Here is a 16,876-nt window from a genome sequence, read left to right as displayed (position 1 = left end):
CGGCAAGCGGCGACGATGCTCCCCGGAGGACCAGTTGTCCACCGCCGGGTGTCGCGGAGCCCGCCGCGGTCGATCCCAGGCGTACTGCCGTGCCCGGGACGACCTCCCGAACGACGCTGTGCTGGGGGATGTCTTGAGGACCAGGGTGCACCGGATTCACGCCGACCTGCTCATCCCGGGTGTGGGACACCCAGTGTCCGAAGCCACCCTGGTACTCGCGGACAAGCGGATCGCATACGCGGGTCCGCGTTCGCAGGCGCCGCCGGTCGAACCGGACGAGACGTCCTGGTCGGTGCCGGTGGTGATGCCGGGTATGTGGGACTGCCACACGCACTTCAGCGGTCTGAGCGATGTGGTGAGCACAGAACGGATGATGCTGACCCGCTCGGAGGTCGCCACCGCGCGCTCGGTGGCCGACGCGGCGGTGGTGTTGCGTGCGGGGTTCACCAGCGTCCGTGAACTCGGCGGGTACGGGGTGTACCTGGCTCAGGTCATCAACGAGGGCACGGTGCCCGGTCCGTCGACCTATGCGGCGGGCCGAGTGATCAGTCCGACTGGCGGCCACTCCGACGCACACTCGCTGCCTCACGAGTGGGCGACCGATCCACAGCGCGCCAACGGGATGCTGCACCTGGCCGACGGCGTACCCGACTGTCTGCGCGCGGTCCGTCTGCAACTGAGGATGGGCGCCGAGGTGATCAAGGTGTGCACCTCAGGGGGGGTCATCAGCGAGTTGGACCACCCGGCTCACCAGCAGTTCAGCCCGGACGAACTGCGGGCAATCGTCGAGGAGGCCGACCGCGCCGACCGGGTGGTGGCCGCGCACTGTCACGGCCGGTCGGGGATCGTCGCAGCCTTGGCGGCCGGCTGCCGGACCATCGAACACGGGACCGAACTCGACGAGGAGACCGCCGTCGCGATGCGAGATGCGGACGCGATCCTGGTCCCCACCCGTACCGCCTTCGAGGGCTTCCTCGGCCAGCGGGACATCCTGCCTCCGGCAGCCCGCACCAAGCTGGAGAGACTGGAGGCGCGTCACCGCGAGGCCATGTCCATCGCCGTCGCGGCCGGGGTCCGCATCGCGCTCGGCACCGACCTGGGCACCCGCGCGTCGGACTCGCCGCTGGCCTGGGGCCGCAACGGAGGGGAGTTCGGCCACCTGGTCGCAGCGGGTCTAAGCCCACTACAGGCCATCGAGGCCGGCACCGCAACCGGTCCACTCACGCTCGGCAGGCGGGGGCCACGGTCGGGGAGGCTGGTCGAGGGCTACGACGCCGATGTCATCGCGCTGGCCGCCGACCCGTTGCACGATGTGAGCGTGCTCGCTCGCCCCGACGACATCACTCACGTGTGGAAGTACGGGGCCCTGGCCAAGGGCCCGACGGGGTATCTCGGCCAGCGCACGACCTGACAAAGGAGTGGACGACATGTCTCACCCGACCCACCAGGACGAGGGCCTCGTCGCCGCCATGAAGAGCCTCGATGAGGTGCTGGCTCACTTTCAGATGATCGGTGAGTTGGCCCGCGACGCCCGTGACAGGCTGGCCTCGGCCTGTCCAGAGCCGCTGCCGGTGCGCGAACCCGCACCCGCAGCGGCACTTCCCGCTCGCCAGAGCGTTCAGCTCACCCGCCGCCAGCAGCAGGTGCTCGAACTGCTGATGCAGGGCGTGACGAACCGCCGGATCAGCCGGACGCTGCACATCACCGAGCAGACCGTGAAGGCTCACCTGCACATGATCTACCGCAAGCTCGGCGCGGCCGACCGCACCGAGGCGGTGGTCATAGCCATGCGCTCGACGATGGTGCCGACGCGTCCGCGCGCCGACCGCCCCTACCTGGCCGGGAATCCACCCATGGAGCGCGACTCCCCGGCCAGCCCGTCGGCCACCGCAGACAGAACCGGCCGAGGGTCGGCGGTCAGGTAGAAGTGATTCCCAGGAAACAGGGTGATCCGGCAGACGTCGGTGGTGTGCCGGATCCAGGGAATCAGGTCGTCGTGAATCACGGTCGGGTCGTCACTGCCGCCGAAGACCGAGATCGGGCAGTCCAGTACCGGCCGGTCCCGGTAGCGATAGGTCTCGGCCACGGTGAGGTCGGCACGCATCGCGGGCAGGAGCATCCGCAGGAACTCCGGATGCTCCAGCACGACCTCGGGTATCCCACCGAGGCCGGCGAGTCCGGCGACGAACTCCTCGTCCGGCAGGTGGCGGATCGGCCGCTCGCGGTCGGGCAGATGCGGTGCACGATGGCCGGAGACGAACAGCCGCACCGGCGGGCGCTCCCGCAACCGGTCGGCGACCTCGAACGCCAGCAACGCACCGAGACTGTGCCCGAACAGCGCGTAGGGCTCGCGGGTGTCCACGGCGTCCAACACCACGTCCAACACCTCCGGCAAGGTCCGGCGGGGGCGATCCCGCACCCGGTCACCACGGCCGGGCAACTGCACCGGGCGCACCTCGACGTGCTCCGGCAACAGCGCGGACCACGGCGCGTACATCCGCGCGTCACCGCAGGCATGGGCCAGGCAGTACAGCCGGACGTCATGACTGCTCCCCCTCACGGCCGCTCCTGCGGGAGCGAGCCCGCGATCGCACGGAGCAGGATGTTCGACGTTCCCTCATAGATGCGACCCGCCTTGGCATCGCGATAGAACCGCTCGACCGGGTATTCCCGGGTGTAGCCGTTACCGCCCAGCACCTCCACCGCGCGGGAGGCGGCCCGCTCGGCGACCTGGGAGGCGAAGAGTTTCGCCATGGCCGACAGTCGCAGCCGCTCGGCGACATCGGTGTCGCCGGCCACCGCCCTGGTCACCTCGTAGAGCAGCGCCCGCGCGGCGGCGATCTCGGTGGCGGTCTCCGCCAGCACGAACTGCACACCCTGGAAACTGCTGATGCGCTGCCCGAACTGCTCACGCTGTCTGCTGTAGGCGACCGCCTCGTCCAGGGCGCCCTGTGCCAGTCCGACCAACTGCGCCGCGATACCGACACGGCCGATGTCCAGTGCGGCGATGGCCACCCCGTCGCCGCGCCCGAGTCCGCCGAGGCAGGCACCGGCCCGCACAGGGACATCGGTGAGCACCAGATCGGCGGTGGCCGCGGCACGTACCCCCAACTGCTCGGCGCGTGGCTCGACTGCCACCCCGGCGGTGCTGCGCTCGACCAGGAAGGCAGAGGTGCCGTGTCCTTCGGCTCGGGCGAAGACCAGGAACAGGTCAGCTTGCCGCGCGTTGCTCGTCCACCGCTTGCGACCGTTGAGCCGGAAGCCGCCTCGAACGGGCGTCGCCGTGGTCGCAAGGGCCAGCGCGTCGCTGCCCGCCTGTTCCTCCGACAGCGCGAACGCGCCGACGTGTCGGGTGGCGAGCAGCGGCAGGTGTCTGCGCTTCTGGTCGCCGGTGCCCTGTCTCAGCAGGGTCGCCACGATCAACGCGTTCTGCACGTCGACCGCGACGGCGACGCCGGGATCGACCCGAGCGATCTCCTCGATGGCCAGCACCACCTGCATGAGCGACCCGCCACCGCCGCCGTAACGGGTAGGAGCCTCGATCGCCATCAGTCCCTCGGTGAAGAGCTTTCCGCGCAGTTCGGGGTGGAGGTCGGCATCCCGGTCCATCTCGGCGGAGAGTGGCGCGACCTCCCGTGTCGCGAAGGCTCGGATCCGGCGGCGCCACTGTTCGTCGGCCGGGCCGTTGCTGTCCGTCCGCAGCTCGGCACTGGTCTGGCCGGGGTCGGTGAGCGTCATCGGCGCACCCTCTCGACCAGGCTCGCGAGCGCTTCCACAGTCGGTGTGACATAGAGCTCGTGCAGCGGGACGGACACGCCCCACCGGGTACGAAGTACGCTCATCAGCCGCATGAGGTGCGCCGAGTGCAGTCCCAGATCAGCGAAACGATCACGCATACCGATCGCATCGACACCCAGCAGTCCGGTCACCAACACGGCAAGGTCACGCTCGGTCTCGGTGGCGGGCTCGACCAGCTCGCCCCGGGCGGCAGCGAGATCGGGTAGCGACCTCAAATCGATCTTGCCGCCGACCGTGGTGGGTAGTTCGTCCAGCCAACCGACCGCCACCGGCACCATGTGCTCGGGCAGGACGCGTGCGACGAACTCGCGAAGCAACGCGGAGGCGGGCACGTCGTCGAAGTCCACCGGAGTCACGTAGGCCACCAGGTCGACGGCGCCGGCCTGCGTCCTCCGGGTGGTGGCGACCGCCGCACGCACGGCCGGGTGTGCCCGCAACGCAGACTCCACCTCGCCGAGTTCCACCCGGTAGCCACGGATCTTGACCTGGGTGTCGGCACGACCGGAGTAGCACAACGTTCCGTCGGGCAGAACCCGGGCGAGGTCGCCGGTCCGGTACATACGCGCGCCGGGCGGCACCGGCTCGGCACCGAATCGGGCTCCCGTGAGCTCCGGCCGGTCGTGGTATCCCAGAGCCACGGCGTCGCCCGCCACGCACAGTTCACCACGCGCGCCCTGCGGGACCGGACGGTCTCGTTCGTCGAGCAGGTAGGCCCGCTGGTTGGGCAGGGCCACGCCGATAGGTGCCGGCGTGTCGTCGCGTACGGTGTCGGCGGTGACACGGTGGAAGGTGGACACCACTGTGGCCTCGGTGACGCCGTACAGGTTGTAGATGCGGGGACGTTCGTCGCCGTGGCGCTCGATCCAGCCGCGCAGCGCGGAGGTGTGCAGCCGGTCGCCACCGATGAAGACACACCGCAGTGCCGACGTCGCCTCGTCGTCCAGCCCGGCTTCGGCCGCGTCGACGGCGGCGAAGTGCTCGAACAGCGTGGGCGTCTGGCTGGACACGGTGACCTGCTCGGTGATCACCAGTCGGTGGTAGTCCTCGGGCGACCACACGGTCTGTCGAGGTACGACAACCAGCGTGGCGCCGTTGGCCAGCGCCCCCCACATCTCCCACACCGAGTAGTCGAAGGCGAAGGAGTGACTCATGGTCCACACGTCGCTGTCGGCGAAACCGAACAACTCACGTCCAGCCGACAGGAGACTCTGCACGTTCAGGTGCGAGACGACGACGCCCTTGGGCCGGCCGGTCGATCCGGAGGTGAAGATCAGATAGGCCGGATCCTCGGCGGACACGGCGGGCAGCCGCTCGCCCTCTGTCTCCGCCTGCCAATCGTCGCCCAGCACGAGGGTGGTCACGCCGGCAGGTACCCGCTCGGCGAGGTCAGTGGTGGCGACGACGACGCGTACCCCCGCGTCTGCGACCATCTCGGCCAGCCGCGCGCCGGGCAGGCCGGGATCGAGAGGTACATAGGCCGCTCCGGCCTTGAACACCCCGACCACGGCGGCCACCAGCAGATCCGAACGCTCCGCGAGGAGGCCGACCCGGTCACCGGGACGCACCCCGGCGGCACTCAACCGGTGAGCGACGGCATCACCGTACGCGTCGAGCTGGCGGTAGGTACGACGGTGTTCGCCGAAGACGACGGCCTCGGCGTCCGGGTTCCGGCGGGCGTGCTCGGCGAGGGTCTCGTGCAGCGGTCGCGTGTCCAGCGCCAGGCCGGTGCCGCCGCTGACCGGCTCGACGACCGCCGCCGCGGGGGACAGTTCACCCAGGGTCAGGTCGGGCCGCCGCACCAGGGTCGCCAGCACGGTTCTCACCTGGTCGCAGAACCGCTGTGCGGCCTCGGCGGAGAACCGGCCACGGTCGTAGATCACTCGGAGCGGCATGCCGTCGCCAGGCATGATCACCATCGTGATCGGGTAGTGCGGGCGGCCGTCGTAGCTCAGATCGGTGAACTTCATACCGGTCTCCTGCAAGGCGAAGTCCGGCATCGGCGTGTTCTCGTACGACACGCTGCTTTCCAGCAGCGGCACATCCAGCGGGAGGCCGAGCAGGCGCTGCACCTCGAACAGCGGTAGCGTCGTGTGGTCGCGGACGGCGGCGATGTGCACCTGGAGGCCCCGCAGCCAGGACACCGCCGCCCGAGTCATCTCCAGTCTCTCCCGCACTGGCATGGTGGCGATCAGCGGGCCGAGAATGGTCTCGCCGCCGTGCAACGATGCAGGCCGGTGTGCCATGGTGAAGCCGCACGCCACGTCGGTGGTGCCGTAGTGGTGGGCGAGCACAATCAACCAGGCGCCCTGCACGACGGTGTTCATGGTGAGCTGGTGAGCCCGACCCAGCTCGACCAAGCCGGGTTCGATGTCAGCCAGGCTCAGTTCCACGAATCCGTGGCTCGGCTCACCCGGCCCTGGTGGGGTGCCATCGATGAACAGCGGCTCCGGCGGCTGGTACCCCGCCAGCTCGGCCCGCCAGAACTCCACGCTGTCCCCGCCGTCCCGCGCGCGCCACCAGGCCGCGTAGTCCCGGTAGGGGCGCATCGGACCCCACACTGGCTCCCCACCCAGGCGCCGCGACCGGTAGGCGGCGACGAAGTCGGTGATGGCGATGGCGAACGACCAGCCATCCATCAGAAGGTGGGACAGGCGCCAGACGCACCACCAGGTCTCCGGCTCGCTGTGCACCACGGAGATCTGCATCAACGGAGCCTTGGCCAGGTCGAACCCCTCGACCCGCTCGCGGTCCAACCAGGTTTGCAGGCGTGCCTGCTGCTCGGCGAGCGGGACTTCACGCCAGTCCAGGACCTCGACGGGCAGTTCGGCTGCGGAGTGCACGACCTGAAGCGGCTGACCCTCGGCACGCCAGTGGAAGGAGGTCCGCAGGACCGGATGCCGGTCGACGACCCGCTGCCACGCCCAGCCGAACGCATCGGTATCCAGGGTGCCGGCGAAGGTCAGCACGAGCTGTTCGATGTAGACGCCGGCTTCTGGTCGCTTGAGCTGCTCGAACAGCAGACCTTGCTGGATGGGGGTCAGTTCGTAGACATCCTCGATGCCCTTGGTGGCCCGATGGGCGCTCACGTCGCCTGCCTCTCGTCGTGCAGCGTGCTGAGGAATGCGCTGAGCTCGTCGGCGTCGAGCCCGGCAAGGGGAAAGTCGGACGGGGTGTATGAGCCCTCGGCGCTCGTACGACACTGCTCGATGACGGCCTCGACCGCTGCCGGGAACACCGCGGCGATCCGCGTGGCGGTACCGCGCCAGCGCACCCGAAGTGCGCCGTCCACCAGGGCGGTGCTCACCTCGGCCACCGCGTCCCCCGGTACGCGGGTGCCGTCCGGGCCGGTGAAGCCGGCGAGGGTGAACGTCCCGTCACCTTCCGGCCAGTCGACGTCGATGACCTCGCGAAGCAACAGCGGCGCCGCAGGCGGATCCTCCACCGCTGGAGCACGGTGCTCCCGCTTGACCGAGGACAGCACCTGCGCCGGTCCCACGCCCTGCGCCGCGGTCAACACGACCAGGTCGGTGAACCGTCCGGCCGTGCCCACCACGGCGGGCTCCCGCAGTGCCCGTTCCACCAGGACCGGGGTGTCGTCTGACACCGAACGCATGGCCACGACCAGGGCAGCGGCTACCGTCTCGGCGAAGTCGACATGGTAGGCGGCGAACGCGGACTGGCGTAGCGCAGTGACCGTGTCGGCGTCGAGCGTGGTGACGGTCTCCCCGGTCAGCGCGGCAGCAGTGCTGGGCAGCCCCGGTGTGACCAGTGCTGGCGCCGGACGGTGCCGTCCACGCGCCCAGTCCAGGAAGCAGGCGGGCCGGTCGGTCCAGTCGACCGAGCCGCCAGCGGCCACCTGTCGGTAGGCGTGGGCGAACTCGCTGAGCAGCAGCCGCAGCGACCCGTCGTCGAGTGCAGCCGCCGCACCCAGCCACACCAACAGCCCCTCGCCATCACCCACGGTGATGTGAGCCACCTTGACGCCCTCGCCCACAGCCAGGTCCAACTCGTCGGACATCTCGTCGACCAACTCGGCGATGGCCGCCGCCCGACCGCTTTCGGGCAGCCCGCCCAAGTCGATTTCGGCGATATCAGGCAGGACTCCGCCGTCGTGGAGCCCTGGCGGCCCGGCTTCGGCGCCTTCTCCTCCGGCACGCAGGCGCAGTGCGGTGTGCCGGGCGACGAGTTCGCCGAGCACAAGGCCGGCGACGGAGGGATCGAAGCCGGGCGTGGCGGCGACCTGGACCCATCGGACCGCTCCGGCGACGTACAGGGACGCCTGGTGGGCGGTGAGCGGGACCACGCTGGTGTCGACCACCTCGTCTTCCACCACCACGATCCGCCTGGCGAGGTCGAGAAACGTGTCGCTTTCGAACAGGTCCTGTGGAGCGAGCGGTAGCCCGACCGCAGCGGCCTGACTGACCAACTGGATACCCATGATGGAGTCACCGCCCAGGCTGAAGAAGTTGTCACCGGCGTCGACCGCTGGCACGCCGAGCACCGTCTGCGCCAGCGCGGTCAGCCGCTCCACCGTCGCCCGCAGCCGTTCCTCCACGACGGTCTCGCCCGCTGGTGCCCCGACGCGATCAGGGGCAGGCAGTGCGCTCCGGTCCACCTTCCCGTTTGCCGAGAGCGGAAGCGCGTCCAGCACGAGGATGTCGGCGGGGATCAGATAGCCTGGCAACGTGTCCACCAGATGCGATCGCACCGACGCGACCAGCTCGGTGGCGGACAGCTCCGCGTCCGGTTCCACGGCCACCAGGTAGGCGACCAGCCGCTGCTGGGTACGCGGGCCGATGGCGGTCGCCACCGCCGCCGACACGCCAGGATGCGTGGCGATGGCATGCTCGACCTCGCCCAACTCCACGCGGAACCCACCGATCTTGACCTGGAAGTCCTCCCGGCCGAGGAATTCGATGGTCCCGTCGGGAAGGTATCGACCGAGATCGCCGGTGCGATACAGCCGCTCCCCCGAGCCCGGATGGGTGACGAACGAATCAGAGGTGCGCCGCTCGTCGTTCCAGTAACCGGAGGCTAGCCCGGCACCGCCGATGTACAGGTGCCCGGCGGTCCATACCGGAGTCGGCTCCCACCTTTCGTTGAGAACGTGGAAGGTCTGGTTTCGCATCGGCAGGCCGTACGGGATGGACGTCCATGAGGCGGGGACGTCCTGCACCGGGTAATGAATCGACCATATGGCCGCCTCGGTCGCACCACCCAGACTGACCACTGCCAGGTCCGGCACGAGGGCGCGGACGCGGTCGGGCAGCCGGACCGGGATCCAGTCGCCACTGAGCATCGCCAGTCGCAGCGGAAGCGGTGTGTCGGACTGCCTGGCCTCCACGTGAGTCACCAGCATCTCCAGCAACGCGGGCACCGTGTTCCAGACGGTGACCCCGTGTGCCCGCACCAATTCGATCCACACGGCCGGGTCGCGTCGGGCGGTGGGGGTGGGCAGCACCAGCGCACCACCCGCGCCGAGCACTCCGAAGACGTCGAAGACCGAGAGGTCGAAGCTCAACGAGGACAGGCCGAGCACCCGATCGGCCGAGGTGATCCCGAACCGCTCCCGAACGTCGTCCAGCGTGTTCCTCGCGGCGGTATGGGTGACCGCGACGCCCTTGGGGGTGCCGGTCGAGCCGGAGGTGTAGATGATGTAGGCGATGTCCCCACGATCCGCCGGGCACTGCCACGCGGCGATGTCGACGGCACGCCAGTCCGGTCCGTCGGCCACCGTCACGGTTGCCGTCGGCCAGCCGCCGGCGTCCTCGTCAGCGATGACCACACAGTCTACGCCCGCATGATCGATGAGCCAGGCCCGCCTGCTCGTTGGCAGTTCGGGATCGATCGGCACATAGGTGCAGCCCGCAGCGCTCACACCGACTGCGGCGACGACCTGCCTCCAGCCCTTGGCGATGCCGATCCCGACCAGGGATCCGGGGCCGAGGCCGCGTGCGGCGAGTGTCCTGGCCAGCTCCACCGCACGGCCGCCCAGTTCGGCGTGGCTCAGCGTACGCTCGTCGGTGACGACGGCGACGCGGTCGGCGGTAGCCGGGTCCGTTCCCGCGGCGAGTACCGGCTCCACGATCAACCCGTCCGGCAGCGGTCCGGCGGTGGCGTTGACCTGTTCGCGACGGGACAGTTGGTGTGCGGGCAGGTCGGCTGACGGCGGCCGTTCCCATCCGTCGGCGTTGGCCAGCCCGACGAGCAGATCCTGATAGGCGGCGAACATGTCGGCCATCAGACCGTCCGGGAACAGCTCGTCGACCGCATGCCAGGCCAGTTCCAGCACCCCGTCGAACTCCAGGACGAAGTGATCGATCGTCACCTGCGGGGTCTGCGAGATGAACCGGTTCTGGGTGCCGAGCCACGCCACCGGCGAGCCCGCCCGCGTGGGGTCCCGGTCGGTGGGTAGGGCGCTGGTGAACACGACCGGCATGACCGCACCGGTGGTGTCCTGCCGCGCCCGGTTCAGCTCACGCAGGATGCGCACCCCACTGACGTACCGGTGCTCGAAGTCCTCCCACGCCTGACGTTGCACCTGAGCGACCAGGTCGGCGAAGGTCCGTGGGGAGCGGGCGTCCACCTCCAGCAGCTCAAAGGAGGCGAACTCGCCAACCATGCCGTCCACGTCCTCGTGGACGGGCAGCCGGTTGACCGCGGTGAAGTTGAGCGTGAAGTGTTGACTCTTGCTCCACCGGGCCACGGTGGCGGCGTACGCCGCGACCAGCACACTGGACGGGGTCACACCGTGCTCGCCGGCCTGCTCCCGGATCGCCGCCCACAGCTCGGCGTCGAGCACCGCGTGCCTGCGCACGAACGTGGGCCGTGCCAGTTCGCCAGGAGCGACCGCGGTGGGCAGCTCGGGAGCTGGTGGCAGTGCCCGCACCCGCTCGCGCCAGTAGGCCAACGAGTGCTCGTAGAGCGCACTGCCACGCAGGTTCTCCTCGGCGAGTACGTAGTCGCGGAAGGACAGCTCCGGCGGTTGCCCGGGCAACGCGGGATCGTGGTAGAAATCCCGCCAGGAAGGAAGCACCTGGTAGAAGAAGCTCGCCACGTCCGCGCACAGCAGATCGAAGCTGATGTGTACGCGCAGGGTGCCACTCGCCAGCCGGGTCGCCCGGATCTCCCACAGCGGCCAGGTGTCGGCCGGGCGCACCTCGGTGGCCATCCGGTCGGAGACCTCGGTGAGCTGCTCGTCGGCGTTCTCCTGCTGCTCGCCGCGCAGATCCAGGAGTTCGATGCGGTAGGCCGGCACGTCGGCCAGGACGCGCTGGCGGCCGTCCGCGAGAACGACGATCCGCAGCATCTCGTGCCTGCGCACCACCTGCCGCCAAGCCTGCTCAAGCCGGTGGAGCTCCAGGTCGTCGCTATCGAACTCCAGGTAGAGGTGCGGGGCCACCCCACCCATGTCGAAGCTGCCGAGTCGACCGATCCACTGCGCCTGCTGCATCTCCGTCAGTGGGAACGGCTCGTGACGCCGGTCGGGTTCAGGAGTCACGACCGGCAGCGCCTCCGGTACCCCGCTGTCGGTCGCCTGGTCGGCGAGTAGTTCGGCGAGCGCGGCGATGGTCGGCCGCGACAGCAACTGCGCGGGGGTGACCGGACGGCCGAGTTCGGCCCGTACCCGGTTGAGCACCTGAGTGGCCAGCAGCGAATGGCCGCCCAGCTCGAAGAAGTTGTCATGCACGCCGATCGGCTGAATGCCGAAGAATTCTTCCCACAGCGCGGCGATGACACCCTCGACCTCGTCGCGGGGAGCGGTGTAGGTGGTGAGGAGGTGCGCGGGCCGGCTGCTCTGTGTGTCGGTGTCGGCGTCCTTCGGGGCCGGGGTGTCCACCACCAACTCGACACCGGCCGCGCCGTTCACCGTGCTCGGGGCCACCCAGTACCGCCTCCGCTGGAACGGATAGCCCGGCAGAGTGATTTTGCTGCGCGGCGCCTGCATCCGTGCCCAGTCAACGGGTACGCCCGCCAGCCACAGCCCGGCCACCGAGGAGAGCAGAGTGTCCTGATCGGAGCCATTCTGGTCAGCCCGACGTAGGGTGGACAACACCGTGGTGGACGCCACTGACTCGACCGAGTGGCGGGACAGGGTGCCGAGGGTGTTACCCGGCCCGATCTCCAGCAGCGCCGTACGCTCGGATCCGGTGACGGTACGCACGGCGTCACCGAATCGGACCGGCAGTCGCATGTGGGTGCCCCAGTACTCGGGGTCGGTGGCCTGCGCGTCGGTCATCCAGGCGCCGGTAACCGTGGAGGCGATCGGTGTCGTGGCCCGACGTGCCGCGCCGGTCTGGCGGACCAGGTCGGTGTAGGCGGGCACGATCGGGTCGATCATCGACGAGTGGAAGGCGTGCGAGGTGTGCAGCATCCGCGTGGGAATCTCGGCGCTGTCCAGCAGCGCACGCACGTCCGCGATCGCCGGATGCGGACCCGACACCACGCACAGACCGGGCCCGTTCACCGCCGCCACCGACACCGATACGAGACCGGCGCTGGCGAGTAGCTCCCGCACACGCTTCTCTGGTGCGGCGACCGAAGCCATCGCCCCGGACGGCAGGTCACGCATCATCACGCCCCGCATGGCGATCAGCCGCAGGACGTCGGGCAACTCGAACACCCCGGCGAGGCAGGCGGCAACGAACTCGCCCAGGCTGTGCCCGACCATCGCATCCGGGCGTACGCCCCACGCGTCGAGTTGACGGGCCAACGCGTACTCGGTGACAAACAGTGCGGGCTGGGCGAATGCGGTGTCGGCCAATCGATCGGCCGCCGTATCCGGATCCAGTTCGGTCTCGGGGTACATCACCTCGCGCAGGTCGGCGCCGAGCATCGGGGCGAGAATCTCGGCGCAGGTGTCCACCTCGGAGCGGAACAGCCGCTCGTCGCGGTAGAGGTCCTGTCCCATTCCGGGGTACTGGGTGCCCTGTCCAGGGAACAGGAAGACCAGCCGGGGTGGGTCCGGTGGAGCGAGCGCACCTGCCACACGCGCGGGATCAGCCCCGGCGAGCAGCGCGGCGGCTTCGGTGGTGTCGCGGGCCACCAGTGCCCGCCGGAACGGCAGGGCGCCGCGTCCGAGCTGGGTGGTGGCGGCGACGTCGGCCAGGGTAATGCTGTCCGGATCCGCGCCGAGTCGGGCGGAGAGATCCTGGGCAGCCTGGTCGAGCGCACGCGGTGATCGGGCGGACAGCACCACGATCTGCGGTACCCGCTCGGGCAGTGCGGCAGGTGGCGCGGCAGGAGCCTCTTCGAGGATGACATGGGCGTTGGTGCCACCGATGCCAAAGGAGCTGATCCCGATACGACGCGGGTGGGTACCGTTTCCCCAGTCACTCAGCTTGGTGCTGACCCGGAACGGCGAGTCGTCGAACGCGATGCGTGGGTTAGGTGTCTGGAAGTGCAGAGTGGGCACCAGGCTGCGGTGCCCCAACTGGAGGACAGCCTTGATCAGGCTCGCCACCCCCGCAGCCGATTCCAGATGCCCGATATTGCCTTTGACGGAGCCGACCGCGCAGAACCCGGTGTCGCTGGTGTGTGCCGCGAACGCACGGCTCAGCGCCTTGATCTCAATCGGGTCGCCGACTGCCGTGGCGGTGCCGTGCGCCTCGACCGCGGTGATGGTGCGCGCGTCCAGACCGCCCGCCGCGAGCGCGGCGCTCACCAACCGCTCCTGCCCGGCGACGCTCGGCGCGGTGTAACCGACCTTGTCCGAGCCGTCGTTGTTGACCGCCGACGCGCGCAGCACCGCGAGGACTCGGTCGCCGTCGGCGAGTGCATCCGCGAGCCTGCGCAGCACCACCACACCGACACCGTTGCCGAAGACAGTGCCCCGCCCGTCCGCGTCGAACGGACGGCAGTGTCCGTCCGGCGAATAGATCAGCCCCTCCTCGAACAGGTAACCCACCCGATGCGGCACCCGTACGCAGACACCGCCGGCGAGCGCGGTGCCGCACTCCCCCGCCAGTAGCGCCCGTGCGGCCTGATGCACGGCGACCAGCGAGCTGGAGCAGGCGGTCTGCACACTGACCGCAGGCCCGGTCAGGCCGAGCAGGAACGACGTCCGGCTGGCCAGGTAGTCCTTGTCATTGTGGATCTGAAGCTCGAACACCGAGGGGCTCATCACGATCGGCCGACCGCCGAGCAGGTTGGACATCAGGTAGGCAGGCATGTTGGCCCCGGCGAACACCGCGACGTCGGAGTCGGTGCCCGGTCCGCGACCGGCGTCCTCCAGGGCGTGCCACGACGTCTCCAGGAACAGCCGCTGTTGCGGATCCAGCAGTGCCGCCTCGCGCCCCGGGATGTTGAAGAACGCCGCGTCGAACAGGTCCACGCCGTCGAGCACCGACGCCGAGCGCACGTAGTCGTCTCGCGAGTACAGGTCGCGGGGCACCCCCTCAGCCGACAGTTCCTCGTCGGTCAACTCGGTGATCGACTCGACACCGTCGCGGAGGTTGCGCCAGAACGCGTCCACGTCCGGTGCCCCGGGGAACCGGCAGGCCATGCCGACAACCGCGATGGCCTGGCCGGAGGTCTCTGTGTGGTCGCAGGGCGTCACTGCGCGGCCTCCTGGGGCACAGTCGGGGCGAGTCGGGAGATGTCGTGCTGGGTCTGCCCGGTCAGCGCGAGATCGACGCAGACCTCACCGAGAAGGGGGACGAACTTGAAACCCCAGCCGGAGCTGTAGAGCACGATGTTGTGGCCGTCCGGCACCAGGCCGGTGGCCAGACCGAGGTAGAACTGCCGCCGTGGGTCACCGGGGAGGACCGCCAGGCACGTCGAGGCGCCCGCCGGCGCTGGGTCCAGCGCGGGCAGGTGCTCACCCACCCAGTTCGACAGTCGGGCGACGTGACGAGGGTCGGGCACCCCTCGGGTCTGGTCGGCGTCGTCGATCGGGTCGACCTCGAACACCGGGCCGAGCCGTACCAGTTCGCTGGGAGACCACGGGTTGCGGCCGAATCCGTAGAACAGGTTCGTGTCCTCCTCGGTCGGCTGCTGAAAGACGAACCAGAACGGGAAGTCGACATCGTGTCCACGGCAACGCAGCGTCACCAGGGCCATCTCGTAGAGCTTGATGTCGATTCGGCAACCGAGGGGGGCCAGCAGGCTGTTCACCTCAGCACCGTTGGCAAGCACGACCTTCGCGCACCGGTACTCGTTCCGGTCGGTGCGCACAGTGACACCGTCCGCGTCGGGTTCCAGGCCCAGCACCCTTTCCCCGCCACGTAACACGCACCCCTCCTGCTGGGCGAGGCCGTACACCGCAGCCAACGTGCCGCGTACGTCGAGGGTGCCGCCGTCCGGCTGGAGGAACCCGGCGTAGTGGGCGGGCAGGTTGGCGAACCCGAAGCGGCGCTCGATGTCACGTGCCGTCAACGCCTCGTAGCGCACATCGAGCCGGTCCATGACCCGCATGGTCTCGGCGATCTGCCCCTCGTTGGTCTCGACGTCGACATCGCCGAACCACAGGCTGCCGATCTCGTGGATCAGGGTGCGCTCGGCAAGGCTTTCCAGCCGGCGCCAGCGGGGCAAGGTCTCCAGCGTCAGTCGGAACAGGTCCTCCTGGGTGTACTGCAGACGCCAGTGCCGCTCCGCCCCGCTGGTACCACAGCGCTCGTTGAAGAAGCCGTGGCGGTCCAGCACCAATGTGCGCTGGCCCTGTGCTGCGGCCTGCCATCCGGTGGACAGTCCCACCGGACCGCCGCCGACGACGATGATGTCGAACACCTCAGAGCCGGTCATCTACCCCGCAGTCCTTTCCACCTCGGTAAGCACCGTGTGCAGCGCTTCCAGCAGGTGATTGACCTGCTGGTCGGACAGACTCGGCTGACAGGGCACGTTCACCTGCCGCCGGAACCACACCTCCTCGGCGGCGGGGCACTCACCGAAGCGATGCCCGCGGGCACGCCACTCCGGCAACAGGTGCAGCGGGAAGTACCGCAGTTGCAACTGCACACCGAGCTGGCCCAAGCGCTCCACGACGGTGTCGCGAGTCACCCCCACGGCCGGGTCTAGGAAGAACGTGTAAAGGTGGTAGGCGTTCACCACGTCGCCGGACTCGGTGACCGGCTCGACGAACGGGAAAGCGCGCAGCACGTCGGTGATGCGCGCGGCGTTCTCCCGGCGGCGCTTGACCAGCCGGTCCAGCCGGTTCAATTGGACGATGCCGACCGCCGCGCTCGGCTCGGGCAGGGTCGCGTTGGTGCCGGAGCTGCGCAGTTCCACGCAGTCATGGGTATAGGAGTTGCCCGCGTGCAACATCCAGGGCGGTGCGTCCTGACGATCGCCGATACGTAGTCCGGCGGGCACGTAGTCCGCGTCGGAGTCGTTGGAACGCATCCGGTCCAGGCGTACGGCCCACGCGTCACCGTGCTCGGCGTTGTGCATTGTCACCATGCCGCCCTCGCCGAGCGTGGTGATGTTCTTGCTGGTGTGGAAGCTGAAGCAGCCGATGTCGGCCAGGGCTCCGGGCCGCCGGTCACGGTAGCGGCTGCCCAGGGCGTGTGCGCAGTCCTCCACCACGAGGATGCCGTGCCGTCTGGCGATGTCCATGATCCGGTCCATGTCGGCGGGCAGGCCACCGTAGTGCACAAGCAGGATGGCCTTGGTGCGTTCGGTCACCAAGGCTTCGATGCTCGCCGGGTCCGCGTTGAGCGTCAGCGGGTCGACGTCGCAGAAGCGCACGGTCACCGGATAGTCCAGCAACGGCTGGATCGTGGCCTTGTACGTCTGCGGTGTGACGATCAGTTCGTCGCCCGGCCGCAGGCCCAGCAGAGCGACCGCGAGGGACAGCGCCACCGTACCGCTGGTCACCGACAACGCGTGACGCGCGCCGATCATCTCGCGGAACCTCTGCTCGAACGCCTCCCGGTACACGCCGCCGGACAGCGGAACGTCGGAGCGCAGAACCTCCGTGATCGCCTCTAGTTCCTCGTCGGCGAGGACGCTTCCGCGCTGTGGATAGGGGACAAGGTAGCTCGGGGGGGTAGCCACGGTTCCACAGTCTTGTCACGGCCGGCGGAGGCCAGGTAGTGGCCGGACGGTGTAGCACCAAGGATGTACTGCGGCGCGAGCGGGC

General features: G+C 69.3%; 8 protein-coding genes. 2 read left to right on the top strand and 6 right to left on the bottom strand.

Annotation, left to right across the window (positions count from 1 at the left end; all coding sequences use genetic code 11):
* Positions 1-193 precede the first annotated feature (193 nt).
* A complete protein-coding gene (locus ID554_RS21265) occupies positions 194-1,411 on the top strand; it encodes a metal-dependent hydrolase family protein (RefSeq protein WP_117226402.1) in 1,218 nt (405 codons plus the stop codon).
* A gap of 16 nt (positions 1,412-1,427) precedes the next feature.
* Positions 1,428-1,925, top strand: coding sequence for a response regulator transcription factor (locus ID554_RS21260; RefSeq protein WP_117226403.1), 498 nt, complete (start codon positions 1,428-1,430; stop codon positions 1,923-1,925).
* On the opposite strand, the gene ID554_RS21255 is transcribed toward ID554_RS21260, so the two are convergent.
* Genes ID554_RS21255 through ID554_RS21230 form a run of 6 tightly spaced genes read right to left on the bottom strand, consistent with a single transcriptional unit; the run spans position 1,832 to position 16,791 of the window.
* On the bottom strand, positions 1,832-2,560 hold the full coding sequence (locus ID554_RS21255; RefSeq protein WP_199489121.1) for a thioesterase II family protein: 729 nt from the start codon (positions 2,558-2,560) through the stop codon (positions 1,832-1,834). The two genes, ID554_RS21260 and ID554_RS21255, sit on opposite strands and share 94 nt — an antisense overlap.
* The gene (locus tag ID554_RS21250) at positions 2,557-3,738 is read right to left on the bottom strand and encodes an acyl-CoA dehydrogenase family protein (RefSeq protein WP_117225898.1); all 1,182 of its coding nucleotides are present in this window, start codon (positions 3,736-3,738) and stop codon (positions 2,557-2,559) included. Before ID554_RS21250 ends, ID554_RS21255 begins: the two co-directional genes overlap by 4 nt.
* Positions 3,735-6,884, bottom strand: a complete 3,150-nt coding sequence (locus tag ID554_RS21245; RefSeq protein ID WP_117225899.1) for a non-ribosomal peptide synthetase — start codon at positions 6,882-6,884, stop codon at positions 3,735-3,737. The genes ID554_RS21250 and ID554_RS21245 overlap by 4 nt, the downstream gene beginning before the upstream one ends.
* Positions 6,881-14,356, bottom strand: a complete 7,476-nt coding sequence (locus ID554_RS21240; protein WP_199489122.1) for a non-ribosomal peptide synthetase/type I polyketide synthase — start codon at positions 14,354-14,356, stop codon at positions 6,881-6,883. Before ID554_RS21240 ends, ID554_RS21245 begins: the two co-directional genes overlap by 4 nt.
* Positions 14,353-15,540, bottom strand: coding sequence for an FAD-dependent oxidoreductase (locus ID554_RS21235; RefSeq protein ID WP_117225900.1), 1,188 nt, complete (start codon positions 15,538-15,540; stop codon positions 14,353-14,355). Before ID554_RS21235 ends, ID554_RS21240 begins: the two co-directional genes overlap by 4 nt.
* On the bottom strand, positions 15,541-16,791 hold the full coding sequence (locus ID554_RS21230; protein WP_117225901.1) for a DegT/DnrJ/EryC1/StrS family aminotransferase: 1,251 nt from the start codon (positions 16,789-16,791) through the stop codon (positions 15,541-15,543).
* Positions 16,792-16,876 lie beyond the last annotated feature (85 nt).

Source organism: Micromonospora craniellae (assembly GCF_014764405.1).
Lineage (GTDB): Bacteria > Actinomycetota > Actinomycetes > Mycobacteriales > Micromonosporaceae > Micromonospora > Micromonospora craniellae.
The sequence above is the reverse complement of the archived record's forward strand: the minus strand, read 5'-3'. Positions and strand labels throughout refer to the sequence as shown.

Excerpts from the sequence above, each read along its gene's own strand:
- ID554_RS21260 (WP_117226403.1), top strand. The coding sequence starts at position 1,428 with ATGTCTCACCCGACCCACCAGGACGAGGGCCTCGTCGCCGCCATGAAG.
- ID554_RS21250 (WP_117225898.1), bottom strand. The coding sequence starts at position 3,738 with ATGACGCTCACCGACCCCGGCCAGACCAGTGCCGAGCTGCGGACGGAC.
- ID554_RS21235 (WP_117225900.1), bottom strand. The coding sequence starts at position 15,540 with ATGACCGGCTCTGAGGTGTTCGACATCATCGTCGTCGGCGGCGGTCCG.